General features: G+C 60.2%; 21 protein-coding genes and 1 pseudogene. 13 read left to right on the top strand and 9 right to left on the bottom strand.

From position 1 onward, the window contains the following. The 7 genes from glgX to MOV76_RS21745 form a co-directional block, all read right to left on the bottom strand. Window positions 1-2157 carry a glycogen debranching protein GlgX gene (glgX, locus tag MOV76_RS21775; RefSeq protein WP_222286392.1) on the bottom strand — a complete coding sequence of 719 codons (2157 nt, stop codon included), beginning with the start codon at window positions 2155-2157 and terminating at the stop codon, window positions 1-3. A 95-nt stretch (window positions 2158-2252) separates the two neighbouring features. Further along, the gene (locus tag MOV76_RS21770) at window positions 2253-3047 is read right to left on the bottom strand and encodes an SDR family NAD(P)-dependent oxidoreductase (protein ID WP_024319955.1); all 795 of its coding nucleotides are present in this window, start codon (window positions 3045-3047) and stop codon (window positions 2253-2255) included. 198 nt (window positions 3048-3245) lie between these two features. Next, complete coding sequence (locus tag MOV76_RS21765) at window positions 3246-4460, bottom strand: MFS transporter (RefSeq protein ID WP_247265264.1); 1215 nt, start codon at window positions 4458-4460, stop codon at window positions 3246-3248. A gap of 132 nt (window positions 4461-4592) precedes the next feature. Then, window positions 4593-5075, bottom strand: coding sequence for a GNAT family N-acetyltransferase (locus MOV76_RS21760; RefSeq protein WP_018246429.1), 483 nt, complete (start codon window positions 5073-5075; stop codon window positions 4593-4595). Window positions 5076-5151: 76 nt separating this feature from the next. Beyond that, the gene (gene pcaF / locus MOV76_RS21755; RefSeq protein ID WP_247265263.1) at window positions 5152-6357 is read right to left on the bottom strand and encodes a 3-oxoadipyl-CoA thiolase; all 1206 of its coding nucleotides are present in this window, start codon (window positions 6355-6357) and stop codon (window positions 5152-5154) included. 9 nt (window positions 6358-6366) lie between these two features. After that, the gene (locus MOV76_RS21750) at window positions 6367-7056 is read right to left on the bottom strand and encodes a CoA transferase subunit B (RefSeq protein WP_247265262.1); all 690 of its coding nucleotides are present in this window, start codon (window positions 7054-7056) and stop codon (window positions 6367-6369) included. Next, the gene (locus MOV76_RS21745; RefSeq protein ID WP_247265261.1) at window positions 7053-7760 is read right to left on the bottom strand and encodes a 3-oxoacid CoA-transferase subunit A; all 708 of its coding nucleotides are present in this window, start codon (window positions 7758-7760) and stop codon (window positions 7053-7055) included. Before MOV76_RS21745 ends, MOV76_RS21750 begins: the two co-directional genes overlap by 4 nt. A gap of 157 nt (window positions 7761-7917) precedes the next feature. Between MOV76_RS21745 and MOV76_RS21740 the strand changes: the two genes are divergently transcribed. Further along, window positions 7918-8676, top strand: a complete 759-nt coding sequence (locus MOV76_RS21740; protein WP_247265260.1) for an IclR family transcriptional regulator C-terminal domain-containing protein — start codon at window positions 7918-7920, stop codon at window positions 8674-8676. A gap of 55 nt (window positions 8677-8731) precedes the next feature. On the opposite strand, the gene MOV76_RS21735 is transcribed toward MOV76_RS21740, so the two are convergent. Further along, on the bottom strand, window positions 8732-10276 hold the full coding sequence (locus tag MOV76_RS21735) for an acid phosphatase (protein WP_247265259.1): 1545 nt from the start codon (window positions 10274-10276) through the stop codon (window positions 8732-8734). Between the two features lie 198 nt (window positions 10277-10474). On the opposite strand from MOV76_RS21735, the gene MOV76_RS21730 reads away from it, so the two are divergent. The 12 genes and pseudogenes from MOV76_RS21730 to MOV76_RS21675 all read left to right on the top strand — a co-directional run bounded on the left by MOV76_RS21730 (window position 10475) and on the right by MOV76_RS21675 (window position 24972). Then, the gene (locus tag MOV76_RS21730; RefSeq protein ID WP_247265258.1) at window positions 10475-11764 is read left to right on the top strand and encodes a cytochrome-c peroxidase; all 1290 of its coding nucleotides are present in this window, start codon (window positions 10475-10477) and stop codon (window positions 11762-11764) included. Between the two features lie 375 nt (window positions 11765-12139). Then, window positions 12140-13087 (top strand): ABC transporter substrate-binding protein, encoded by a 948-nt coding sequence (locus tag MOV76_RS21725; protein ID WP_309506349.1) that lies wholly within the window; start codon window positions 12140-12142, stop codon window positions 13085-13087. Window positions 13088-13453: 366 nt separating this feature from the next. Further along, window positions 13454-14380: a transcriptional regulator gene (locus MOV76_RS21720; RefSeq protein WP_247265257.1), complete on the top strand. Its 927-nt coding sequence runs from the start codon at window positions 13454-13456 to the stop codon at window positions 14378-14380. 210 nt (window positions 14381-14590) lie between these two features. Beyond that, window positions 14591-16099 carry an alpha-N-arabinofuranosidase gene (locus MOV76_RS21715; RefSeq protein ID WP_131606916.1) on the top strand — a complete coding sequence of 503 codons (1509 nt, stop codon included), beginning with the start codon at window positions 14591-14593 and terminating at the stop codon, window positions 16097-16099. Window positions 16100-16290: 191 nt separating this feature from the next. Continuing rightward, a complete protein-coding gene (locus tag MOV76_RS21710; RefSeq protein ID WP_247265256.1) occupies window positions 16291-18192 on the top strand; it encodes an ABC transporter substrate-binding protein in 1902 nt (633 codons plus the stop codon). A gap of 113 nt (window positions 18193-18305) precedes the next feature. Then, window positions 18306-19310, top strand: a complete 1005-nt coding sequence (locus tag MOV76_RS21705) for an ABC transporter permease (RefSeq protein WP_247265255.1) — start codon at window positions 18306-18308, stop codon at window positions 19308-19310. A 3-nt stretch (window positions 19311-19313) separates the two neighbouring features. Further along, window positions 19314-20171 carry an ABC transporter permease gene (locus MOV76_RS21700; protein ID WP_247265254.1) on the top strand — a complete coding sequence of 286 codons (858 nt, stop codon included), beginning with the start codon at window positions 19314-19316 and terminating at the stop codon, window positions 20169-20171. A gap of 1 nt (window position 20172) precedes the next feature. Further along, window positions 20173-21162 (top strand): ABC transporter ATP-binding protein, encoded by a 990-nt coding sequence (locus tag MOV76_RS21695; RefSeq protein ID WP_115156823.1) that lies wholly within the window; start codon window positions 20173-20175, stop codon window positions 21160-21162. Beyond that, a complete protein-coding gene (locus tag MOV76_RS21690; protein WP_018246416.1) occupies window positions 21159-21971 on the top strand; it encodes an ABC transporter ATP-binding protein in 813 nt (270 codons plus the stop codon). Before MOV76_RS21695 ends, MOV76_RS21690 begins: the two co-directional genes overlap by 4 nt. 207 nt (window positions 21972-22178) lie before the next feature. Beyond that, on the top strand, window positions 22179-24419 hold the full coding sequence (locus tag MOV76_RS21685; RefSeq protein ID WP_247265253.1) for an EAL domain-containing protein: 2241 nt from the start codon (window positions 22179-22181) through the stop codon (window positions 24417-24419). A gap of 58 nt (window positions 24420-24477) precedes the next feature. After that, window positions 24478-24630 (top strand): annotated as a pseudogene (locus MOV76_RS21680) (type IV secretory system conjugative DNA transfer family protein); the annotation flags it as partial. Window positions 24631-24726: 96 nt separating this feature from the next. Then, window positions 24727-24972, top strand: coding sequence for a WGR domain-containing protein (locus MOV76_RS21675; RefSeq protein ID WP_247265252.1), 246 nt, complete (start codon window positions 24727-24729; stop codon window positions 24970-24972). 43 nt (window positions 24973-25015) lie between these two features. Here the strand turns inward: MOV76_RS21675 and MOV76_RS21670 are convergent. Next, the coding region (locus tag MOV76_RS21670) for an ArdC family protein (protein WP_247265251.1) at window positions 25016-25841 on the bottom strand (826 nt) is incomplete at its 5' end.

The raw sequence follows: 25841 nt of genomic DNA, 5'->3' as shown, positions 1-25841 counted from the left end.
CTACTTGCTCCTGCGGCCGAACTGGAACCAGCGGCGGCGCTCGGCTTTTGTCGCGCCCTTCGGCGGCTCGGTCTGTCCCTTCGGTGCAAAGACCGCCACGCTCTGGGCATAGACGATGACCGGGTTCTCCGGCTCGTGCACCTCGAAGGCATCCGTCTCCGTCCCCGTGTCGAGAACCCTCGACCACTGCTTCAGCCCATTCACGACAGGCAGGTGCACCTCGCAATCGCCGCCGGCATTGAAGATGAGGAAGAGGTCGTCCATCGTCTCGGTGTCTGGGGCATTCACGCTCCTCGAGACATAGACGCCGAGCACCTGTAATCCTTCGTCGTTCCAGGCCCCATCGTCCATGAAATTGCCGTCCGGCTTGTACCAGGCGATCTCGATGCGGCCGTCCTCGGCGGTCTCGCCGGTCAGGAACCGCTCTTGCCGCAGGACGGGATGGGCTTTGCGGAAGGCGACGGCCTGCCGGCAGAAATCGAGGAAGGGGTCGTCGAGCCCCGACCAATCCGTCCAGCCGATCTCGTTATCCTGGCAATAGGCGTTGTTATTGCCGCCCTGGCTGTTGCCCACCTCGTCACCGGCAAGGATCATCGGAACGCCCTGGGAGAGCATCAGCGTCGCCATCATGTTGCGCCGCCGCCGTGCCCGAAGGCTGTTGATGTCCTCGTTATCCGTCACACCTTCGGCACCCATATTGTCCGAATGATTGTCCGAATGTCCGTCCCTGTTATCCTCGCCGTTCGCGTCATTGTGCTTGTCGTTGAAGGAGACCGTGTCCATCAGGGTGAAGCCGTCATGGGCCGACAGCAGATTGATCGATGAGGTCGCGCCGCGATCCGAGTGGTTGAACTGTACCGCCGAGCCGGTGATGCGCTGCGAGATCTCCGACACCATGCCGCCGTCGCCCTTCCAAAAGCGGCGCACGTCGTCACGAAATTTGTCGTTCCACTCGCGGAAGGGATGGGGAAAACCGCCAACCTGATAGCCGCCATCGCCCACGTCCCAGGGCTCGGCGATCAGCTTGACACCGGCGAGGATCGGATCCTGGCGGATGGCGCCGAAGAACAGGCCCTGCCGGTCGAATTCCATATCCTGGCGGCCGAGCGTGCTGGCAAGGTCGAAACGAAAGCCGTCGATATGCATGACGCCGACCCAATAGCGCAGGCTGTCGAGCACCATACGCATCACCATAGGATTGGCGGCATTCAGCGTATTGCCGGTGCCCGTCGTATCGAAGGTGTGGCGTGGATCATCAGGGGAGAGGATGTAGTAGCTGGCATTGTCGAGCCCGCGGAAGGAGAGCGTCGGGCCTTTTTCGCTGCCTTCGGCGGTGTGGTTGTAGACCACGTCCATGATGACTTCGATGCCGGCGGCATGGAACTTCTTCACCATGGTCTTGATCTCGGTGATCTTGTCGCCGGACATGTAGCGCGATTGCGGCGCGAAGAAGCCGAGTGTCTGGTAGCCCCAATAATTGCGTAGGTTGTTTTCCAGGAGATAGCGATCGTCGAGGAAATATTGGATGGGCAGAAGCTCGATCGCCGAGATGCCGAGCTTGACGAGATGGTCGATGATCGGATCGCTGCACATGCCGAGAAAGGTGCCGCGCAGCCGGTCCGGCACCTTCGGATGCGTCATCGTCAGGCCGCGCACATGCGCCTCATAGATGATCGTGTCGGGCCAGGGACGGCGGATCGCCTCTTCACCCGCCCAATCGAAATCCGGATCCTGCACCACGCCCTTGACCGTGAAGGGTGCACTGTCACGCTCGTCGAAGGACAGATCGTCTTCGCCGATCTGATAACCGAACAGCGCGTCATGCCATGTCAGCTCGCCCGTGACCTGCTTGGCATAGGGGTCGAGCAGCAGCTTGTTCGCATTGAAGCGATGGCCGGCGTTGGGATCATAGGGACCGTGAGCGCGATAGCCGTAGACGGTGCCCGGTCCAACGCCGGCGATATAGCCGGACCAGATATCGCCTTCGCGCTTCGGCAGCGGCAATCGCGCCACCTCCTTCTTGCCATCAGGCGAGAAGAGGCAGAGCTCCATCTGTTCTGCATGCGCTGAGAATACCGCGAAATGGGTGCCCGAACCCGTATATTCCGCCCCGAGCTCCGGTTTGAGGAAGTCGAGTTCCGAAAATGAATAGCTCATAATGCCCCGCTCGATAAAAAGACCATGCGGGAAACGTAACGGCGGCTCGAAAGTTCCCTTGGCTCGCAAGGGAAGATCTCTTGAGGAGGCGGAGATTAAGGCATCAACTGTCCGCCATTGACCTCGATAATCTGGCCGGTGATGTAACCCGACAGCGTCGGCGAGGCGAGGAAGAGATAGGCCCCGACGCAATCCTCCGATGTGCCGACGAAGCCCATCGGGATCGATTTGCGCTGCAGTTCCATCTGCTCGTCATTGGTATAACGCTCATGGAAGGGTGTTGCGATAACGCCCGGCGCCACCGCGTTGACACGGATCCTGTCGGCGACGAATTCCTTGGCATGGCCGCGGGTGATCGTCGAGACGAAGCCCTTGGACGCCGCATAAAGGATCGCACCATTGCCGCCGCCATTGCGCGCGGCGATCGAGGTGGTGTTGATGATGAAGCCGCCCTGCTTTTTCAGCCAGGGATGCGCCGCACGCGTGGCCGCCAGCACCGAGCGGGCGTTGAGGTCCATGACCGCGGCATAATGCGCGTCGGTATATTCCGAAGTCGGCTTACGCCCGAGCATGCCGCCGGCATTATTGATGAGCCCGTCGAGATGACCGAAGGTCTTCGCCGTCTCCTCGACGACACGCTCGGTCTCGCCTTCCCTCGACACGTCGCCCTGGATCAGATGCACCGTGCCGCCGGCAGCCCGGATCTCGTCTGCAAGCTTCTCCGCCGGTTCGCGGCTGGCATTGTAATGCACACCGACCTTGGCTCCTTGAGCCGCAAAGGCGCGGGCGAGTGCCGCGCCGATGCCGGTCGAGGCGCCGGTGATCAGCACAGCCTTGCCGGACAGGTCCGGCAGCTTGATGGATGCGAGCGATTGCGCAAGTTCGACCATGGCGACGATAGCCTCCCGAAAAACCAAGGACATAGGTGATGAAACGAATAGGAGAAGTATCTAGGGGAAATCGACGAAGGGCAATGCACGAAAGAGCGAGATTGCATCGCCATAAGAAGCACTACGCGGTCTGCATGCAAGCGGCCATCGTCACCGACGGCCGCCTGAGCTTGCCTGCGAGCACCGGAAGGGGTCTCGCTACGGCGCCACGCCAAAGGCCGGCTGTGGTTTCTGGTGGACGACAGGCGGGAATGCCAGCGCTATTGCCGCAGCCCCCAACCCGACCATTGCGGAGCCAATGAACAGCCAGGAATAATTGCCGAAAGTGTCGAATATCCAGCCGCCGATCAGAGGGCCGAAGGCCATGCCGAGGCTGGAGAGCATCGTTGCAGCACCGAAGACGGTGCCGATGATGCGCGGCCCGAAATATTCCCGCGCCAACACGGCGTAGAGCGGCATCACACCGCCATAGGCGCTGCCGAAGACGATGGCGAGCGCATAGAATTCGCCGAGCTGGCTGACCAAGAGATAGGTGGCAAGTGCTGCCGCCTGCACCAGCAGGCCGGCGACCAGCACCGGCTTCACCCCGATCCTGTCGGCAAGGCTGCCATAGAGAAGCCGGCCGCCCAGTCCCGCCAGGCCCTCGACGCTGTAGATGCTGACGGCCGCCATAGGTGCTACGCCGCAGATGGTCGCATAGTTGACCATGTGGAAGATCGGCCCGGAATGCGCTGCGCAGCAGGCCGAGAAGGTCAGGCCAAGCACGATGAATTGCGGCGATCGAAATACTTTCGACAGCTGCGGCCGGGCGCCGTCGGCTGCGAACTCGGTTCCGGTATCGGCGGTCTCGGCAGGCGGACGCCTGACAAGAAGCGCGGCCGGCACCAGCAGCACCCAGGCCGCGACGCCGATGATCAGCATGGCCGGCCGCCATTCATAGGCCGAGATCAGCCAGCGCGCGAAGGGTGAGATGGTCATCGGCGCGACGCCCATGCCGGCGGAGACGAGCGACACCGCAAGCCCGCGGTTTTCGTCGAACCAAGCGGTCGTCGCCGCGATCATCGGCGCAAAAAACGTGCTGGCGGCCAATCCGACGAGGATACCGTAGGTCAGCTGGAACTGCAGCAGCGTCTCGGCGCGGCTCGCAAGGACCAGCGCCAGGCCGAGCAGCACCGACCCGATCAGCACGACGACGCGGGGGCCGAAGCGATCGCTTGCCGCACCCCAGAAGAATCCGCCGAAGCCCATGACGATGAAGTTCAGCGTCATCGCGCTCGCGATGCCGACATGCGACCAGCCGGTCGCCGTTGCAATCGGCTCCTGGAAAATCGCCAGCGAGAACATCGCGCCGAGCGCAACGCATGTCATCAAAGCGCCCACAGCGACGATGACCCAACGATAGGAAACACTCATGGCTTCATAACCTCCATGCCGACAGAGTGATCGCGACGCATGCGGCAAGCCTGCCACATTTCGCGCCTGCAATCCAAAGACGTTTGAACCGCTGCGAATTCGACAGCGCACTCACATCTTTTTTCGTCGCACTTAGAGGGTACGAAACATCACCAATGCGTCGAGATAGCCCTGCGTAGGGTGAAGGAACACGCCAGGAAGCCGGCCGACAATATCGAAGCCGAGAGACTGCCACAGCGCGACCGCGCGTTCATTGCTGCTGACGACGAAATTGAACTGCATCGCCCGAAAGCCCCGCAAGCGGGCATGCTCCAGGGAATGCTCGTGCATCAGGCGGGCGACGCCCCGGCCGCTCGCGGCAGCGTCGGTCATGTAGCCGCAGTTGCAGACATGCCGGCCGCCGCCTGCCTGATTGGCCTTGATGTAATAGGTGCCGAGGATCACGCCATTCTCTTCGGCGACGAAGGTCTCGCGGTCCGGTCCCATCCAGTAGGCGAGCGCATCGGCCTCAGTCAGATCGCGATCGAGCGCATAGGTTTCGCCGGCGCGGATGGTCGGACCGATGATCCTCCAGATGGCGCCTTGATCGTTCTTGTCTGCGGGTCGGATTAGCATGCCCGATCTCTAACGAAACCGGGCGCCGCGCGCAACGGGTCGGCAGCCTCCGGCAAAAGCTGGAAGCGTCCCGACCTCAAACTCTTTCAAGGGCGATCGCGATCCCCTGCCCGACGCCGATGCACATGGTCGACAGCGAATATTTTCCGCCGGTCTGCAGAAGCTCGAGCGCTGCCGTGCCGGTGATGCGTGCGCCCGACATGCCAAGCGGATGGCCGAGTGCGATCGCGCCGCCATTGCGGTTCACCCGCGCATCATCATCGGCAATCCCGAGCGCGCGCAGCACCGCCAGCCCCTGGCTGGCGAAGGCCTCGTTGAGTTCGATCACATCGAACTGCTCCGCGGTCATGCCGAGCCGTGCCATCAGCTTGCGCGAGGCCGGGATCGGCCCGACACCCATCACCCTTGGCGGAACGGCGGCAGCCGCGCCACCGAGGATGCGCGCAATCGGCGTCAGGCCATATTTCCGCGCCGCCGCTTCGGAAGCGACGATCAGCGCCGCTGCCCCGTCATTGACGCCGGAGGCATTGCCTGCCGTCACCGTGCCACCTTCCTTCTTGAAAGGCGTGGCGAGTTTCGCCAGCGTTTCGATCGTCGTCACGCGCGGATGCTCGTCCTTGTCGACGACAACAGGATCGCCCTTGCGCTGCGGGATGGTCACCGGGGTGATCTCCTTCGCCAGCCGTCCGTTCGCCTGGGCGGCAGCGGCCTTCGCCTGGCTTCGCACAGCGAATGCATCCTGGTCTTCGCGGCTGACATGATAGTCTGCGGCGACGTTCTCACCCGTCTCCGGCATCGAATCGACGCCATATTGCTTCTTCATCAGCGGGTTGACGAAGCGCCAGCCGATCGTCGTGTCGTGAATTTCCGCCGCCCGTGAAAAGGCCGTCTCGGCCTTCGGCATGACGAAGGGCGCGCGCGACATGCTCTCGACGCCGCCAGCGACCATCAGTTCGGCCTCACCAGAGCGGATGGCCCGCGCCGCCGTGATTACGGCATCCATGCCGGAGCCGCAGAGCCGGTTGATCGTCGTACCCGGAACAATAATCGGCAGGCCGGCGAGCAGGGCCGACATCCGGGCGACATTGCGGTTGTCTTCGCCCGCCTGGTTGGCGCAGCCGAAGATCACGTCATCGACAGCTTCCCAATCGACGGCGCTGTTGCGTGCCATCAATGCCTTCAGCGGGATCGCACCGAGGTCGTCGGCGCGCACCTGGGACAGCGATCCGGCGAAACGGCCGATCGGCGTTCTGACATAGTCGCAGATAAAGGCTTCGGTCATGGCTTTTTCTCAGAGTTTGGGCACGACGAGGTCGCCAACCGGCCCTTCGACGTGCAGAGGCGCGCCGGTCATGGCCTGTAATTCCTCTTGCGACATCGCGGCCAGCTTCTCGCGCAGGACGAAGCGTCCCTTCACGATGTCGATGACGGCATGGCTCGTATAGATGCGGGTAATGCAGGCGACGCCGGTCAGCGGGAAGGTGCATTTCTCCACCAGCTTCGGCTCGCCTGTTTTGGTGACGTGTTCGGTAATGACGCAGACCTGCTTGGCGCCGTGCACCAGGTCCATGGCGCCGCCGACTGCCGGCACGCCTTTGCTGCCCACCCGCCAGTTGGCGAGATCGCCATTCTGGGCGACCTGATAGGCGCCGAGGATCGCAACGTCGAGATGGCCGCCGCGCACCATGGCGAAGCTGTCGGCGTGATGGAAGAAGGCGGCACCCGGCTTCAGCGTCACCGCCTTCTTGCCGGCATTGATCAGGTCCCAGTCCTCGTCGCCCGCGGCCGGCGGCTCTCCGAAATTCAGGATGCCGTTTTCCGTGTGGAAGATCGCCTGACGGCCGGGCGGCTGATATCGGGCGACCATTTCGGGAAAGCCGATGCCGAGGTTCACATAGGCGCCATCGGCGATATCCTGCGCGGCGCGCCAGGCGATCTGCGCATTGGAAAGCTTGATGTCTTCACGAGTGTCGATGGTCATACGTAGGCCACTCCGGCTCGAATGAGCTCTTCTTCCTGCTGGGGATTGGGAACAGTGACGACGCGATCGACGAAGATGCCTGGTGTCACCACATGCTCGGGATCGATGCCGCCGGCCGGAACGATGGATGAGACCTGGACGATGGTCTTCGCCGCCGCCATGCACATCAGCGGATTGAAGTTGCGGGCGGCCTTGTTGTAGGTGAGGTTGCCCTGGATGTCGGCGATCGCAGCCTTGACGATCGCGAAGTCGGCCTTCAGCCAGCGCTCCTGCACGTAATGACGGCCGTCGAATTCGGCGATGACCTTGCCGGTGGCCAGTTCGGTGCCGTAGGCCGTCGGCGTATAAAAGGCCGGGATGCCGGCCCCGCCGGCGCGGATGCGCTCGGCAAGCGTTCCCTGCGGCACCAGCTCGAGCTCGATTTCGCCAGCCAGATATCTATCCGTGAAGGCGCGCGGATCCGACGAACGCGGGAAAGAGCAGATCATCTTCCGCACCATGCCGGCATCGATCATCGCCGCGATACCGATGCGCCCGTTGCCGGCATTGTTGTTGATCACGGTGAGGTTTTTGGCACCCTTGTCGATCAAGGCATGAATGAGCTCGATCGGCGCGCCCGAGCCACCAAAACCACCGATCATGACGGTCGCGCCATCTCCGATCACAGAGACGGCTTCCGCCGTGCTCCCGACTGTCTTGTCCATGCGGGATCTCTCCTTGGCTATGCGAGCGGGAAACTGGACCTCCCGTCCTCTGGCGTAGACATAAAGCGCGGCGGGCCAAGCGGCAATGTATTTGTGCGATATTTGACATTTGTTCATATATCGCACAAAATGAATGAATCCATTGGAGACTGGACCCATGCGCGAAACGGATTTCGTCAGCGGCTTCGCCCGCGGCCTGAAGGTCATCGAAGCGTTCGGTGAAACACGGCAGCGGCTTTCCATTGCCGAGGCCGCCAAGCTGACGGAGCTTGACCGCGCCACCGTGCGCCGCTCGCTGCTGACGCTCGCCGAGCTCGGTTATGCCGATTATGACGGCAAGTTCTTCACGCTGACGCCAAGGATCCTGCGCCTTGGCCATGCCTATCTCTCAGCGACGCCGCTGCCGGCGCTGCTGCAGCCACATCTCGATCTTCTCTCGGAAAAGGCCGGCCAGAGCGCCTCGGCTTCGGTGCTCGACGGCACCGACATCGTCTATATCGCCCGCGCCTCGCAGCGCCGCGTCATGTCGATCAATCTCACCCCCGGCAGCCGCCTGCCCGCCTACTGCGCCTCGATGGGGCGCGTGCTGCTCGCAGCCCTTACCGAGAGCGAGGCCCGCGCGATCCTGGCCCGCAGCGAGCTGAAACAAAACACTGCAAATACGAGAACCGATCCGGATGAGCTGATCGCCGAATTCCGCCGCGTCCGCACTGAGGGTTACGCCATCATCGATCAGGAGCTGGAGATCGGCCTCTGCTCCATTGCCGTGCCCATCGACAACGATCGTGGCGAAACGGTCGCAGCGATCAATATCGGCGCGCCGGCCGCCCTCGTCCCGGCGGCGGAGATGAAGGAGCGCTATCTGCCGCTGCTGAAGGAAACGCAGGCGGCATTGCGGCCGCTGCTGCGGCGGTGACGGTAAGCCTGAAGGGAGAGCGACCCCGGCCAGCGCCGGGGCGGCTCATCATCGGTCAATGCGTCAGGTCGAGCGCGGCAGTCAGGTCTCCCATTGGCGGCCGGTCGTTGTTCCGCAGCGCCTTGTCGCGGGCGACGATGCCGGGCAGCACCGGCAGATCGTAGCGCGCGGTAATGAAGCGGATGATCGACGTGGTGTCGTACTGCGTATGATCGACCATGCCGCCCTTGGCGAAGGGCGAGATGATGAAGGCCGGAATACGATTGCCCGGACCCCAGCGGTCGGCCTTCGGCGGAGCGACGTGATCCCAGAACCCGCCATTCTCGTCATAGGTGACGATGACGAGCATATGGCCCCATTGCGGGCTCTTCTCGAGGTGGGAAACGATATCGGCAAGATGCTGGTCGCCGCTCGAAACATCGGCATAACCGCCATGTTCGTTGAGGTTGCCCTGCGGCTTGTAGAAGGAAACCGCCGGCAGCTTGCCGTCGTCGATATCTTTGAGGAAGGCCTCGCCGCCTAGGCCACCATCCCTCAGATGCTCGGCACGCGCCGGGGTGCCGGGCGCAAAATTGGCGAAATAGTTGAACGGCTGATGATGGAACTGGAAGTTCGGTACCGGGGTAGCGTTCTTGCCGTCAAGGGCTGCCTGCCAGGCGCCGCCGTACCAGGCCCAGCTGACGCCTTTCAGCGACAGCAGGTCGCCGATGGTGATTTCATGCTGCGGCGGCAGCGTCGTTGCCGCCGCCGGATCGGCATAGGCCGCGTCACCATCCTTGGCCGGCGGATTGCCGCTCGGCTGGTAGGGCGGCTGCATGGTGTTGACGGCGTAGAAGTCAGGCGTCAGCGTGCCGTCGGAAACGAATTTCGGTGCGCCGTCCAGCGCCGACTTCGGGGCCTTCTCCGCCACGGTCAGCGACGTGCCATCCGCATCCACCTTGGCGATGGTGGGCTTGGCCGAGCTCTTGTCGGCGTTGGGATAATAGGGCGTGCAGGCGCAGACCAGCGCGAAATGGTTGAGGAACGAACCGCCGAAGGCGCCCTGGAAGAAATTGTCGGCAATGACGTATTTCTTCGCGACCTGCCACATCGGCAGGATGGAGCCGTCGTAATGGCCCATGACCAGGCTGCCGGAATCGGCCCAGGCGACGAACTTGTCGTTCTTGCCGCCGTCGATCTGCATCTGCTCCTGGTAGAAGCGATGCCAGAGGTCGCGGGTGATGACCGAAGGCGCCTCTGCGAAGCCCTGCGGATCGTCGATCGCGAAGGAGGCGTTGGCGAGATGGGCCGACTGCGCCTCGGTGACGGCAGGCGAGACACCCTTGGCGGTGAGGCCGCCCCAGGCCGGCGGCAGTTCGGACAGCGGCTGGCCATCGCGATCGAGCTGGCGTGTGCGATCGGCAGTCGCGTTCGAGAGCCCGTCGGCGCCGGGAAAGCTGCCATAGAGATTATCGAAGCTGCGGTTCTCGGCATAGATGACGACGACATTGTCGATCTTGTCGTAACCGGCCGGCGCCGCATGGGTTGCCGTCGCCACCGCAAACGGCACGATGGCCGATCCGGCGAGACAGATCGAATGGAGGAGTTTCAGTCTTTTCACGGGGGTACCTCATGGCTAGGGGGCGTTGGCTAGAGGGAGCGGAGAACGCTCGGGGGCACTTCGACGCTATTCCGGCCGTCTATCAACTTTGTGACATCAGGAGTTGCCGTGATGCCGCAGGAGACTGGCCGTCATCAATTTGTTGCAGCGAGGTTCGATCATGGCGGAAACCAGTACTAACTTATTGGAATCCTTACCATGACGACGAAGATCATCTGGCTTGTGCGCTCCGGCCTGGCCGTCGGCATGGGTGCCGTGGCGCTTGGTCTTGCCATTCTTCCCCTGCGGCAAAGCAGCGCGGCGACCGCTGCAGGCGTTCATCCCGGACCGATGTCGCGCACTGACGCCTTCGCCCGGGCCGAAACGCTCACCGCACTTGGCCGTGAGATATTTTCAGATCCCACGCTGTCAGCCTCGGGGCTCCAGGCCTGCGCGTCCTGCCATGATCCGGCTCATGCCTTCGGCCCGGCATCGGCGACGCCAGTCGAAATGGGCGGCGAACATCTGGACCAGCCGGGGTTGCGCGCCGTTCCGACGCTGCGTTATCTGCAATCGGTACCTGCTTTCACCGAGCATTATTACGATTCCGAGGACGAGGGCGACGAAAGCGTCGACAACGGCCCGACGGGCGGCCTGACCTGGGACGGCCGGGTCGATCACGGCGCCGATCAGGCAAAAATCCCGCTGCTCTCGCCTTTCGAAATGGGCAACAGGGATGCGGCCCAGGTGGTGGCGAAGCTGCGCAAGGCCGCCTATGCCGACGACATCAAGGCGGCCTTCGGCGAAACGGTGTTCGACAATCCTCAGGATGCCTTCGATGCCGCCGCCGAGGCGCTCGCCACTTTCGAACAGAGCGCCCCGGATTTCTATCCCTATTCCAGCCGCTACGACGCCTTTCTCGCCGGCAAGGCGACGCTGACGGCGCAGGAACTGCACGGGCGCCAGCTGTTCGAGGATCCGGCCAAGGGCAACTGTTCGAGCTGTCATCTGAGCGAGCCCGCCCATGACGGCGAGCCGCCGCAATTTTCCGATTTCGGCTTCCTCGGGCTTGCCGCACCGCGCAACATGGCGATCCCGGCCAACAACAATCCGAACTATCATGATCTCGGTCTCTGCGGTCCCCAACGCACCGACTTTGCCGGACGCGGCGAATATTGCGGGCTGTTCCGCACCCCGACGCTGCGCAATGTCGCGCTGAAGCAGAGCTTCTTCCACAACGGCTATTTCCACTCGCTGCGCGACGTCGTCTCCTTCTATGCGACGCGCGACAACGATCCCGGCCGTTGGTATCCGAAAAATTCAGATGGCGCGGTTCGGAAATATGACGACCTGCCGCGGGCCTATTGGGATAACCTCAACCAGGATCCGCCCTTCGGCAGGAAGCCGGGCGACGCGCCTGCCCTCACCGATCCCGAAATCGACGACATCGTCGCCTTCCTCAGAACCCTGACCGATGCCGATCTGCAACCCGAGGCGACCGGGCATTGACCCAGGCCGGTGGACCACGCTTGTGATGGTATTCAGGTCGAGGCGGGGAAACGCATCTCGTGACCCCGATACTGAATGGGCATATGAGCGGCTGTGCCCTGCCATTCGATCGTGACGGCGTCACGACACGAAAGTAGCGAATCCGTCCTACTTTTGAGAATGTATGCGGAACCCATGCTTGCTTGGCAGCGGATGCGGTTAAGCGGTTAATTTGTCAAATGCAGAAGACGGATGGAGCGACTTCCGCTCTCGAGCCGTTTCTGTCGTTCCGGTTTGAGGCTGCTCAGGCGTAGTTGATCCCATTGCGGCTTTTGAAGCTGTAGGCTAGAGACCAGATTCCATTGCTGGTATGAGAATCTGCGGTGCGGAACGAAGATGTGGAGTGGCATTCACATGGAAAGTCGCTTCGGATGGCATGCTAAAAGGGCGTCTGCCGGGTGTCCCATTGTCGGCGTGCTCCTGGCAGGCGACAAAACGTATCCGAGCTTCGCCGCCTTCTGCGAACAGATGCATGAGCTCGGATACAGGGATGGAGAAACCGCCCGGTTCGAAGCGCGCTTCGCCGAAGGCCGCTTGGATGAGCTCCCGGCGCTCGCGTCCGACCTCGTTCAATGCGGAGCCGACGTGATCGCCGTCGTCGGCGCCGTGACGTATTGGGCCGCGCGCAGCGTGGCGCCGGATATTCCGATTGTCTTTGCTATCGTGCTGGACCCTGTTTCCGCAAGTATGGTCGACAAGCCGGAAAGGCCCGGCGGCAGAACGACCGGATGCACCAATTTCGATCCAGGCCAGATACGTGAGCAGATCCGTATCCTGAAGAGGGTAATACCCGGGCTCTGCCGTTTGGCGGTTCTTGGCGATGCCGGTGTCCCAGACATCTTGCCGAACCTTTCGAAGACAGCAGCTCAGGCCGAATGCTTGGATGCGCACATCTTTCTCCTAAAGGGCGAGAATGATCTCGCGCCGGCTTTCGCCGAGTTCGCGGCCGCTGGCACAGAGGCTCTCTTATGCTTGGAAGTGCCGCGAACCACGACATACGGGGCAGAGATCGTTAGGCTGGCGACCGCCGCCCGGCTTCCGGCCATCTTTGGCCGCGATCACGCAAGATACGGCCCGCTGATATCATACGGCACAAGTCTCGCCGCTGCGGCGAGTCAAATGGCCAATCAGGTCGATGAAATCCTGAGGGGGACCGAACCTGGTGACATTCCTGTCCAATACGTTCGCCGTCTCGAACTAGTCATCAATCTGAATGCTGCCCGGCAAATAGAGGTCTCGCTTCCAAGTGACCTGATTGTTTTGGCTGACCAGGTGATCGGATAGAGCCTTACGCAATGTTCCTTTGTGACGCTTTCCTCTCGTTCCGACCACCAAGACAAACGGCAGAAACGGCTCTTCTTCGACGCTGCGCTCCCCGTGCTTGCTGAAGCTCACTCCATTTCTCTTCTGCTCGCTTCAGTTACCTTCTGAATTTCAGATAACTTCTCCGCTTTGAGCGCTTGATAAAAACTGTCTTTTCAAGTTTCACGCGAGCAGCGGCTTCGCGAACACTAAGGTCGGCGGCTGGATGCCATAGTGAGTGGGGATAGCGGCTTGAAACCGCACCGCTATCTTACAAACCGTCGACGCATTCCCACTTGATGTATCATATTTTACGATATACATCATTTCATCGGAAATAGTGGGGGAATGATGGAACGCTCGTTTTTGACCATTGCCGCCGGCGAGAATAATGATGCGATACGCGCGCTTTCGGCGCCGGCGCGGCTGGAGATGCTCAAGCTGCTCTGCGCCAAGGGACCAATGAATATCAACGATATCGCGCGTGCCCTTTCTCTTCCTCAATCGACTGTCGCCACCGGGATCCAGATTTTGGAAGACGCCCGGCTGGTGGATTCCCAGCTGACGAAGGCCCGGAAGGGAAATCAGAAGATCTGCTCGGCGATCTACAGCGAAATTCTGATCAGCTTCGAGGAAAGTGCGGCCCAAAGGGCCAATAATATTATCGAAGTCGAGATGCCGGTGGGGCTCTACACCAGTTGTGACGTCCATGCGCCGTGCGGTCTTTGCTCCACCGAGAGTGTCATCGGCCCGCTCGATGTGCCCGACTATTTCCTCGATCCGCAGCGCATGCAGGCCGGGCTCGTCTGGTTCGGCAGGGGATATGTGGAATATAAATTCCCCAACAACGCCAAGGTGTTGAACAAGGATATCCGCGCCATCGAATTTTCGCTGGAGCTGTCGTCGGAAGTGCCCGGCACCAATCCCGACTGGCCGTCGGATATAACGCTCTGGGTCAATGGAATGGCGATCGGAACCTGGACGTCGCCCGGCGACTATGGCGACAAGCGCGGCGCCTTCACGCCGGCATGGTGGAAGCTCGAGGGCTCGCAATATGGGATGATGAAGACTTGGCGCATCTCCACGCGCGGAACCTTCATCGACGGTATCTCCGCATCGAATGTCACGCTCAGCGATCTCGCGCTTGCCCAGCATTCCTCCATCCGGCTCCGGGTCGGCATCGCAGAAAATGCCGGCCATACCGGCGGCGTCAATATTTTCGGTCGCGGCTTCGGAAATCACGGCCGCGATATCATCATGCGGCTACACGTCTGAAAAATCAAAATCGGAAATCTTGATTTAAATATCACGATTCTTTCTAGTTTCGACGGCCAATTAAGTCTCACAAGTAACTGTAATTAAACCATTTTTTCTGAAATCCATATTAGTATGATTAAAGTCGCAACTTGGTTGACAGAACAACATTCCTGATATCAAGTTAGAGGCAAGAAAACAAAATATCTGATATATAAACGGGAGGATCCGTTGAAGACGAACGTTGTGGTTCACCGCGATTTCCGCATCGCGACCATTGACTCCAGGCTCTACAGTTCATTTCTCGAGCATCTCGGCAGGGCGATCTACGGGGGCATTTATGAGCCCGGACACCCGACGGCCGATGAGGATGGATTCCGCCAGGATGTCCTCGATCTGGTGCGTGATCTTGACACGCCATACTGCCGCTATCCCGGCGGCAATTTCGTCTCGGCCTATAATTGGGAAGACGGCGTCGGGCCCCGTGCGGAGCGCCCGGTTCGCCTCGACCTTGCCTGGCGCACCCGCGAAGCCAATCAGATCGGCGTGAATGAATTCGTCGACTGGTGCAAGAAGGCGAACACCAAGCCGATGCTCGCCGTCAATCTCGGATCACGCGGCCTGGATGCAGCCCGCAATTTCCTCGAATATTGCAATCATCCGGGCGGCACCTACTGGTCGGATCTGCGCCGCAAGCACGGCTGGTCCAATCCGCACGATGTCAAATTGTGGTGCCTCGGCAACGAGATGGATGGTCCCTGGCAGGTCGGTCACAAGTCCGCCTACGAATATGGCCGGCTGGCGGATGAGACGGCGAAGGCCATGCGTGGCTTCGACAAGTCGCTCGAACTCGTGGTCTGCGGCTCGTCCAATTCCGATATGAAGACCTATCCGGAATGGGAAGCCCAGGTCCTCGAGCAGTGCTATGACAGCGCCGACCATATCTCGCTGCATATGTATTTTGCCAATCGCGAGAAAAATACGCTCAACTATCTCGCCCGCGCGACGAAGCTCGATCGCTACATCACCACGATCGGCGGCGTGATCGACTACATCAAGGCGAAAAAACGCTCGAAGAAGACGATCGGCATTTCCTTCGACGAATGGAATGTCTGGTATCATTCCAACCAGCAGGACAAGGAGATCCTGGCGCGCGACGAATGGCCGGATGCGCCGCATCTCTTGGAAGACATCTACAATTTCGAAGACGTGCTGCAGGTCGGCGGCATCTTGAACACCTTCATCCGTCGCTCCGACCGCGTACGCATCGCCTGCATCGCGCAGCTCGTCAACGTCATCGCCCCGATCATGACCGAGGACGGCGGCGCCGCCTGGCGCCAGACCATCTATTACCCCTTCTATTACGCCTCCAGATATGGCCGCGGCTCGGCACTGCAGCTGGTCGTCGATGGTCCGACCTATGACAGCGACGAGGAAAACGACGTTCCCTATCTCGACGTATCGGCAGTCCATTCGGAGGACGGCAAGACCCTGACCTTCTTTGCCGTCAACCGTCATCCGAGCGCGGCGCTCGATCTCGATGTGCGGCTGGAAGGTTTCGCAAATGCCCGCGTGGTCGAGCAGGTGGAAATGACCCACGGTGATCTGGAAGCCGTCAACACGGCTGCGCGGCCGCAAACGGTCGCTCCGGTCAATGTCGAGAGTGGAAAGATTGAGGATGGACGGTTGCGGGCGGCGCTGAAGCCGCTGTCCTACAACGTCATCCGGCTGTCAGTGTGACAGCCGCCGCCGGGTAAGCCACGATTGGCCACCGGCTGAGATTTCGGCTCACTGCGAGGAGGCAGGGAGCCGGAGGGATGGTTCGCCGAAGCTCTGGACCTTGAGTCCCGAGGCCTCTGCGAACCGACAACCGCGACGTGCCCATGCGTGCCTTTGCGGCCGCCGGATCGTCGCTTTCTAGGGAGGAGTTCATGCAACAGTGGAAGAGGCTCGCATTTGGCGTCGCGCTGGCCGCACTCGGCCTGACAGCGACGGCCAAGGCCGATGACTACACCTCCTTGCCGCGCAAGGAGACGCTCATCGTCGAAAATCCGGAAGGGACGATCAAGAATCCCGGCTGGTTCAACATCTGGGTCAATGGCGGCGGCGGCGTTCAGACCGGCCTGCAGCAGCTGACCATGGATACGCTCTGGTATATCGATCCCGAACAAGGGCTTGGCGGCTCGACCTGGGACAATTCGTTGGCTGCCGACAAGCCGCAATATAATGCCGACTTCACCGAGATGACCGTGAAACTGCGCAAGGGGCTCTTCTGGAGCGACGGCGTGGAGTTCACGGCAGACGACGTGGTCTACACCGTCAAGACGCAGATGGATCACCCCGGCATGGTCTGGAGTGCTGCCTTCTCGGTGCAGGTGGCAAGCGTCGAGGCGACCGATCCTTCGACGGTGGTGTTCAAGCTGAAGAAGCCCAACTCGCGCTTCCACGCCATTTTCACCGTTCGCTGGAACGGCGCATGGATCATGCCCAAGCATGTTTTCGAGAAGGTGGCCGATCCGCTTCGCTATGATTTCGCCAATCCCGTCTCGCTCGGCGCCTACAAGCTCAAGGCATATGATCCCCAGGGCAAATGGTATACCTGGGAGAAGCGTGACGACTGGCAGCGCACATCGCTTGCCCGCTTCGGCGAGCCGGCCCCGAAATATGTAACCTATGCCGATCCCGGCCCGCCGGATAAACGCACCATCGCTCAGCTCGAGCACAATCTCGATATCATCCACGACAATACGCCAGAGGGCATGTTCACCCTCAAGGAGAAATCCAAGTCGGTTGAAACCTGGTTCCCCGGTTTCCCCTTCGCCCATCCGGATCCGACACTTCCGGCTGTCATTTTCAACACGCAGGATCCGCCATTTGACAATGCCGATGTGCGCTGGGCTCTTGCCCTGCTGATCGACATCAAGGCGGTTGATATGGCGAGCTACCGTGGCGCTGCCACGCTATCGGCGCTCGGCGTACCGCCGACGGCGGCCACGATGAAAGACTATCAGGCGCCGATGCAGGATTGGCTGAAGGATTTCGAGGTCGATACCGGCAAACGGAAGATCAAACCCTATGATCCGACCATCGGCCAGCAGATTGCCGATATCCTGCGCAAGCAGCCGAAGTTCAAGGACCAGATCCCGACCGATCCGGAGGCGATCAGCACGGCATTCGGCTACGGCTGGTGGAAGCCGGATCCGCAGGCAGCCACCGAGCTTCTGCAAAAGGCCGGGTTCAAGAAAACCGGCGGCAAATGGATGACCCCGGACGGCCAGCCGTTCAGGATCCGGATGACGGTCGAGGGCGACACACGCTCGGTCTTCACCCGGGCCGGAACGCTGATCGCCCAGCAATGGGCCGCGTTCGGTATCGACGCCAAGGCCGTGCCAGCCGCGAAACTGCAGGTGGTAATCCAGCCCGGCGATTTCCAGGTGGCGATTGCCTGGAGCGTCGAGACCTGGGGCGGCGATCCTGACCTGTCGTTCTTCCTCGACAGCTGGCACTCGCAGTTCGTGGCCAAGAAGGGTGACAATCAGCCGCCGCGCAACTGGCAGCGCTGGAGCAATCCGGAGCTCGATAAGATCATCGAAAGCATTCGCGGCATCGGTGCCGACGATCCCAAGGGCATCGAGCTCGGCAAGGATTATCTGAAGCTAGTCGCCCGCGAAATGCCGACGATCCCGCTGATGTCGTATAACGTCTTCACCTCGATGGATACGACCTATTGGACCGGCTATCCGACGATATCAGACCCCTATACCGACCCGGTGCCGAATTGGGCCAACTCCAGGCTGATGATGGTCAAACTGAAGCCGGCACAACCGAAATAATCCTCCCAACGCCGGCGCGAGTGTTGCGCGCCGGCCCCCTAATCGACGGGCATGTGGCATGTCCGTCGATCCTTTCCTGTCGATGAAGGGAACCAGAGAGGAACCACTGCCCTATGACGTCTTATCTGCTCTTTTTGCTGAAGCGGTTCGGTCAGTTTCTGCTCGTCGTATTTCTTGGCGTGACCATCACATTCTTCGTCACCCACCTGACCCCGATCGATCCGGTCGAAGAAAGCATAGGCGCCATCACGCAGATGGGGCAGTCCGATCCCAATGCGATCGAACTGATGCGCCAGTCGCTTCGCGAGCTTTACGGAATGGAGGGCTCGATCTGGCAGCAATACCTGCATTTCTGGCTTCGGCTTGCGACCGGTGATCTCGGTCCCTCGCTATCGGCTTTTCCCACACCCGTTTCCACTATCATCCTCCGGTCCCTGCCCTGGACCATCGGGCTGATGACGGTGTCGACCCTGATCACTTTCGTGCTCGGCAATGCGATCGGCGCGCTCGCCGGCTATTATAGGAAGAATATGGTGACGAAGGCCGTCAGCCTCGTCTTCATCGCCCTGCTTCCCATTCCCTATTACATTCTCGCCTTCGTCCTTCTGATTGTGTTCGGCTATCTCTGGCCGGTGCTGCCGATCAATGGCGGCTACGAGATGAACGCCAATCTGGACCTCTCCTTCGCCCTGGTCCTCGATATACTGAAGCACTCCATCCTGCCGGCCTTTTCTCTCATCCTTGTGGGAACCGGCAGTTGGCTGATCGGGATGCGCGCCCTCGTATCCAACATCATCACCGAGGATTATGTCGTCTTCGCCGAACTCGGCGGTGTTCCCAAACGGAAAATTCTCCGCTCCTACATCTCCCGCAATGCCATGGTGCCGCAATTTACCGGGCTTGCCATGTCGCTCGGCGCGATCTTCAACGGCACGGTCATTACCGAAATCGTCTTCGGCTATCCCGGCATCGGCAACCTGCTGATCGAAGCGGTGCATGCCGGCGATTACAGCCTGGTGCTCGGCCTTAGCGCATTGTCGATCGTCGGCGTTGCCGCGGCCGTGTTCATCATCGACATTCTGAGCCCGCTGATCGATCCGCGTATCAAGGTGGAATAGAACATGTTTACGATCGTCCGCGACCTCGCACGCCAGAATATGGAATTCCTCTGCGGCCTGCTGCTCTTTGCCGTCATCGTCGGATTGATTGTCGTGTCCTATTTCTCGCCTTACGGCGCGACGGACATCTATCTTCTACCGCCCGATATGCCGCCCGACGGCGACTATTGGCTCGGCACGACATCGCGTGGTCAGGACGTTTTCTGGCAATTGACGACCGCCCTTCGCAACACCCTGTTTTTCGGCATCGGCGTCGCCTTCATTTCACGCATCATCTCGCTGGTCGTCGGCCTCGTCGCCGGTTATGCCGGCGGTGCGGTCGACCGGGTGCTGATGGCCATCAACGACAGCGTCATGGTCATCCCGCAATTTCCGCTGCTGATCCTTTTCTATTTCGTACTGAAGGACAGCATGACCTGGACGGCGCTGATCGTCATCATGGCCTCGCTCGGCTGGTCCTATGACGCACGCCTCATCCGGTCGGTGGCGATCAGCCTGAAGACGAGATCCTTCACCACCCAGAGCGTCTATTCCGGCATGAGCATGCGCAAGATCCTCGTCGAGGAGCACCTGCCTTACGTTCTGCCGATCGTCTTTGCCACCACGATGAACAACATGATCTGGTCGATCGGCATGGAGATCACCCTGTCGGTGCTCGGCTTCACCGATATCGAGACGCCGACCATGGGCATGATGATCTATTGGGCCAATGCGCATTCGGCGCTGATATCAGGCATATGGTGGTGGGTGGCCGCCCCCGTCGCCGTCATCGTCGTCCTCTTCCTGGCGCTCTTCCTGCTGTCCATGTCGATGAACGAATACAATGATCCGCGCAGCCGGCTGAACCGGATGGGAAGTTAGTATGGATCCTTTGGTCGAAATTGAGAATCTGAAAGCCTATTACCGTGCCTTCCTCTACGGCGTCGATCGCGAGGTGCGCGCCGTCGACGATATCAGCCTGACGATCGCCCGCGGCGAGGTCTATGGCGTTGCCGGTGAATCGAGCAGCGGCAAGACGACATTGATCAAGACCATCGCCGGCGCAATCCGGCCGCCGCTGAGGGTCGTGTCCGGGAAAGTGACATTCCATTTCAACGGCGGCACCCAGGATATCTACGCGATGAAGCCGGAAGAGCGCCTGGCGCTGCGCTGGCGGCATCTGTCCTATATCATGCAGGGCTCGATGAATGTGCTCAATCCGGTGCGCCGGATCCGTCACTCCTTCACCGATTTCGCCTTTCGCCACATGAAGGTCGGCAAGAGCGAGTTTTTCGAAAGGGTCGCCACCCATCTGCAGCGGCTTAAGCTGGATCCGCATCTGCTCGACGCCTACCCCCACGAACTGTCAGGCGGCATGCGCCAGCGCATGACCATTGCACTGGCGACGATCCTGACGCCGGAATTCATCATCGCCGACGAACCGACGACCGCGCTCGACGTGATCGTTCAGCGCGACGTTCTGTCGATGATCCGCGAAATCCAGCGCGAGATGGGCTCGTCCTTCCTGTTCGTTACCCATGATATGGGGGTTCACGCGACGGTCTCCGACCGCATCGGCATTGTCTATGCCGGGCGTCTTGTCGAGGAAGCGCCGACCGCCAAACTCTTCAACATGCCGCTCCACCCCTATACGCAGCACCTCGTCGGCAGTCTGCCGCGCATCGGCGATGCGACGGCCCGCCCTTCGCTGGAGGGTCGTCCGCCGAACCTCGCCATGCCGCCGGAAGGCTGCCGGTTTCACCCGCGCTGTCCGAAGCGCATGGAGATTTGCTCGCAGAAGGTTCCGCCGCTCGTCACCGTCGAGCCGCAGCGGCGCGTGGCGTGTTTTGCCGTTACGGGAGATCAGGTTTGAGTGCTCTTCTTAGTCTCTCGCATGTGACGAAAGTCTACCGCCAGGGCGGCATGCTCGGCCGGCGCCTGATCACGGCGGTCAAGGATGTCAGCTTCGAACTGGGAGAGGAGCCGGAGATCCTCTCAATCGTTGGCGAATCCGGCTCGGGAAAATCGACGATCGCGGCGATGATCCTCGGCCAGACCGAACCAACGGAAGGCGAGCTTCAATTCAGCGGCAGGACCGTCGCCATCCATAGCAGAGCCGAGCGCAGGGCGTTCATGAAAGAGGTCCAGCCGGTTCTGCAGAACCCCTTCGAAGCCTTCAATCCGCTGAAGCGTGTCGACCGTTATCTCTTCGAGACCGCCCGCAATTTTTCGTTCTCGGGAAAACGGCCGGACCGAGAGCAGGCGGAGCGGATGGCGGATGCCGCGCTCATCCATGTCGGCCTGACCCTTGAAGAGGTGAAAGGCCGGTTTCCCCACGAATTGTCGGGCGGCCAGCTTCAGCGCGTCGCCATCGCCCGCGCGCTGATCCCGCAACCCCGCCTGCTTGTGGCAGATGAACCGGTCTCCATGGTCGACGCATCGCTGCGCATGGCCATCGTCAACCTCTTTGGCCGCTTGAAAAACGAGCTCGGGCTCTCAATCGTCTACATCACCCACGACCTCGCCACCGCCTATTACATCAGCGACAACATCATCATCATGCGCAAAGGCGAAATCGTCGAGCGCGGACAGGCCCGTACCGTCCTGGACAACCCGCAGCATCCCTACTCGCGTGCGCTCAAGGATGCGGTGCTTGCCGCCGACTTCAGCCCGGTGACCTAGAGCAATTCCAGGAAAAGTGTGAAACGGTTTTCCGTCCGGAATTGCGTAAAAACAAAAGGATAGAGCGGTTCTGCGCTTCAGTGAAAAACTGAACTGCTCTAAGGAGCAACGAATAGGCCAGCTTTCCTTTATGAGCGTTGGCAGGTTTAGCGTTGCCTTAAAGAAACTGTGCAAGGATGAGGGCCTGTCATCCACGCCGGCAACCTGATGAAGTTTCGAAGAAATCTCGCTCGCTCCCTAATAAGCCACACCGGCGCATTCGCGCCCGCAATATTTGCGGCAATTATTGCAGCAATCGTCGTCTGGGTCGCAACCAACTGGCGGCTGGAGCGATCGCTGGCCGATGAACGCTCCATCGTTGCCGGCGAGCTTGCCACCATATCCTCCCGGCTTCAGACGAACCTCAACAGCAATGTGAAGTTGTTGCAGGGGCTGGCGGCCGGCATCGCAGTCAATCCAGAGATGGGCCAAAGCGGCTTTTCAAAACTTGCCGCGCAGATCCTGCAGCCCGATTCACAATTGCGAAGCTTCGCCGCTGCGCCCGACATGGTGGTCAGGTGGGTTTATCCGGAGAAAGGAAACGAAAAGGCCATCGGGCTCGACTACCGAACCAATGAGAAGCAACGGGCTGCCGCGATGCTGGCGCGCAACACGCACAATATCGTTCTCACAGGCCCGGTGGAGCTTGTCCAAGGTGGAACCGCTTTTGTGGTCAGGTGCCCGATCTACATCAATGACGGAACAAGCCAGGCTTTTTGGGGCCTGCTTTCGGGAATAATAGACATACCAAAGCTTTACCAGGAAAGTGGCCTTGGTTCGACCGAGCTTGAGATCGCCATCAGCACCGTACCGGAGCCGAATTCGCCCAAACAGGTTTTTTTCGGCAGCCTGGCAACCTTTTCCAGGAAACCGGTCCAGACATCCGTTGATATGGTTTATGGCCGATGGACCCTCGCCGCACTGCCAAAGCAGGGATGGGGCCAAAATAGCGGGATCGGCACTTTTGAGTTCTACGCGAGCCTATTGGCATTTTGCGTCGTTGCGCCGATTGTCTGGATCGGTTTTCTGACCAAATCACGCCAAAGAACGATCGAAAAGCTTCGCCTTCACAAGAAAAAGCTCGTTCGGGCACGACAGAGGCTGGAGTACCTGTCATTGCATGACGCATTGACGGGGCTTCCCAATCGACGATTTGTCGACCAGATGATCTCGCAACCGCCGAGACCTCGTCCACAAGATTGTCTGATACTCATTCATATCGACCTCGATCGATTTAAAGAAATCAACGACACGAAAGGGCACGCCGGCGGTGACGCGGTCTTGCAAGCAACGGCTTCGCGCCTTGCCGATTTGGCTGGTCCAAACGACGAAGCGGCTCGGATCGGTGGAGATGAGTTCATCTTCGCCAGCTGGAGTGCCGATCCGGAGCCGAAGGCAAACGCATTGGCCCGGCAAATTGTCGATGCCCTCGAGCAACCCCTCTTCATTGACGGTGCGGCCTGTATTGTCGGTGCAAGCGTCGGCGTCGCCTGGGAGACTGAAGGTGCTCTCGGGCGGGACCTCGGTCAATTGCTTCTCGATGCCGATTTGGCTCTCTACGAGGCGAAGAAGGCGGGCCGCGGCCGCGCTGCGGTCTTTACAGAAGAGCTTCGCAGCGCCGCGATCCATTCGAAAGAATTGGCGGACGAATTCACGCATGCGCTCGATCGTGATGAACTCGTTGCGTTCTTCCAACCGCAGTTCAATGCAAACACATTGGATATTGCCGGCGTCGAGACACTGGCCCGTTGGGATCACCCGAAAAAGGGTCTGCTCGCCCCGAACAGATTTCTTGACGTCGCGGAAAAGCTGGGGCGCACCGGCGACATGGATAGGCTGATCCTGCAAAAGGCGCTGTTCGAGTTGACAAGATGGGACAGCTTGGGAATGCAAATTCCACGTGTCTCGGTCAACATTTCAGCGCGTCGACTGGCGCAGGCAAATCTGCTTGCCGAGCTGTCCGAGCTTCCCATCGCGAAGGGTCGTCTGTGTTTCGAGCTGCTCGAGACAATCTCCTTCAATGATCTTCAACCTGTTCTCAAGGAGATCATTCCAGCCGTCAAAAAGCTTGGCATCGAAATCGAGATCGATGACTTCGGCACCGAACATGCCAGTATCGTCAGTTTGCTTCGATTTGAGCCGCGACGCCTGAAGATCGATCGCGAAATTATCAAGCCGATTATCGCATCTCCATCTCAGCGCCGTCTGGTCTCCTCCATCATCGAAATCGGCCGATCGCAGAACATCGACATCGTTGCAGAGGGCGTGGAGACCATGGAGCATGCGAAGATCCTGAAAGATCTCGGTTGCCATATATTGCAAGGTTACGCTCTGGCACGACCAATGACCTCGGAGCAGTTGATTGAATTTTGCCGCATAAAGGACAAAGGAATGACCGAGGCAGGCTGATAGCCAAACCCCGCATTCCCTGTATGACTATCTTCCGTCGATCCTAGACTCATCGCCGCTGACGCCCGACGAAGTTCGCAACATGCATACCGAGACCGAACTGCTGTTCATCACCGTTCAGCGGCCAATCGTTGCGACAAAGTTGCGCTATTATGCCGACCCGGAATTTGCCAGATTGTTTGCCAAGCAGGAGATAAGCCAGGAGAGTTGAGTCAAGCGGTTCACATCACCCCGATGAATCGATCGGGCCTGACCGATTCACAAATGTCGTTGGACACCCTCACCTGGTGTTTGCGATCCTGCCGGCATGACAGTTCAGCCCTATCACGTCTATATCGAACGCAGAGAGCGTGCCAAAAACATGGCTCGCTTTTATGCGCTGTCGATCGAGGCGAACCTCTTCGGCGAGACCTCGCTCGTGCGCAGCTGGGGACGCATCGGCAGCCGCAGACAGCAGAAGATCCATGTCTTCGACAGCGAGGCAAAAGCCGTCGATCTCCTGCTCGCCCTTTTGCGCAAGAAGCGCTCGCGAGGTTATGGGCCGCTGCAGTGATCCGCATCCGCGTCTCTCATGGTTGAGTGAAGGAAGAGACGGCTCACGCCGCCGCCTCCTCGTCGAACTCCGGCTGCAAGGAATGCAGGTAGTCGACGGCGCGCTGCGCATGCGCTGCCGCGGAAAAGATGGCGCGCTTGTCGTTGCCAAGAACCTTAAGCCAGCCATCGAGATAGCTTGCGTGGTCGGGGCGTGGTTCGAGCTCGGGGACGATGCCAAGATCGGCGCAGAGAAACGAGCTGCCGAGTTCGGCAATCAGTTCTTCGCGGGCGCGTTCGCTCCTGTCTTTTGCGTAGCGGCTGAGATTACGGTCAAGCCGTCGCGGCGCCCCGGTCCAGTGCGTCATCTCGTGACTGAGGACGGCGACATAGGCGGCATCGTCCCGGAAGGCATCCAAGCATGGCATCTGGATGTAATCACGAATGGCAGCATAATAGGCAGCCGATCCGCCATGCCGGATGAGTGCGCCGGTATTGGCAAAGAAGCGGCCGGCATCGCCGATGCGGCTCATCGGATCCCGGACAGGTGCGATCTCATGAAAGCGGTAAGGAAGACCGGCGATCTGATCAGCGTTGAACACGGTGTAGGTCTTGAGGAATGGAATGTCCTTTTCGATCTCCGTGCCTGTCTCGGTCGTCTCGGTGCGGATGAACGAACTGGCAAAGACTATGGTTGTGCCGGTTTCGCCCTTGCGGACGGCGCCGCCGAGTTCGATTGCCTGGCGAAACGTCATCCAGCGTGATGAGGCAAAGCCGCGAGCGATGGTTTCGGACCAGAGGAGCAGGACATTGATCCCGGTATAGGGTTGGCCATTGTGGCGCAGTGGCCGGCTGACCTCACTTGCCGCCTGTCCCGTCGTCCAGGGCCTG

Source organism: Rhizobium sp. PRIMUS64 (assembly GCF_023006465.1).
GTDB lineage: Bacteria > Pseudomonadota > Alphaproteobacteria > Rhizobiales > Rhizobiaceae > Rhizobium > Rhizobium leguminosarum.
The sequence above is the reverse complement of the archived record's forward strand: the minus strand, read 5'-3'. Positions and strand labels throughout refer to the sequence as shown.

Coding starts and splice junctions, on each gene's coding strand:
- glgX (WP_222286392.1), bottom strand. CDS start 2,157: ATGAGCTATTCATTTTCGGAACTCGACTTCCTCAAACCGGAGCTCGGG.
- MOV76_RS21770 (WP_024319955.1), bottom strand. CDS start 3,047: ATGGTCGAACTTGCGCAATCGCTCGCATCCATCAAGCTGCCGGACCTG.
- MOV76_RS21765 (WP_247265264.1), bottom strand. CDS start 4,460: ATGAGTGTTTCCTATCGTTGGGTCATCGTCGCTGTGGGCGCTTTGATG.
- MOV76_RS21760 (WP_018246429.1), bottom strand. CDS start 5,075: ATGCTAATCCGACCCGCAGACAAGAACGATCAAGGCGCCATCTGGAGG.
- pcaF (WP_247265263.1), bottom strand. CDS start 6,357: ATGACCGAAGCCTTTATCTGCGACTATGTCAGAACGCCGATCGGCCGT.
- MOV76_RS21750 (WP_247265262.1), bottom strand. CDS start 7,056: ATGACCATCGACACTCGTGAAGACATCAAGCTTTCCAATGCGCAGATC.
- MOV76_RS21745 (WP_247265261.1), bottom strand. CDS start 7,760: ATGGACAAGACAGTCGGGAGCACGGCGGAAGCCGTCTCTGTGATCGGA.
- MOV76_RS21740 (WP_247265260.1), top strand. CDS start 7,918: ATGCGCGAAACGGATTTCGTCAGCGGCTTCGCCCGCGGCCTGAAGGTC.
- MOV76_RS21730 (WP_247265258.1), top strand. CDS start 10,475: ATGACGACGAAGATCATCTGGCTTGTGCGCTCCGGCCTGGCCGTCGGC.
- MOV76_RS21725 (WP_309506349.1), top strand. CDS start 12,140: ATGTGGAGTGGCATTCACATGGAAAGTCGCTTCGGATGGCATGCTAAA.
- MOV76_RS21720 (WP_247265257.1), top strand. CDS start 13,454: ATGATGGAACGCTCGTTTTTGACCATTGCCGCCGGCGAGAATAATGAT.
- MOV76_RS21710 (WP_247265256.1), top strand. CDS start 16,291: ATGCAACAGTGGAAGAGGCTCGCATTTGGCGTCGCGCTGGCCGCACTC.
- MOV76_RS21705 (WP_247265255.1), top strand. CDS start 18,306: ATGACGTCTTATCTGCTCTTTTTGCTGAAGCGGTTCGGTCAGTTTCTG.
- MOV76_RS21700 (WP_247265254.1), top strand. CDS start 19,314: ATGTTTACGATCGTCCGCGACCTCGCACGCCAGAATATGGAATTCCTC.
- MOV76_RS21695 (WP_115156823.1), top strand. CDS start 20,173: ATGGATCCTTTGGTCGAAATTGAGAATCTGAAAGCCTATTACCGTGCC.
- MOV76_RS21685 (WP_247265253.1), top strand. CDS start 22,179: ATGAAGTTTCGAAGAAATCTCGCTCGCTCCCTAATAAGCCACACCGGC.
- MOV76_RS21675 (WP_247265252.1), top strand. CDS start 24,727: ATGACAGTTCAGCCCTATCACGTCTATATCGAACGCAGAGAGCGTGCC.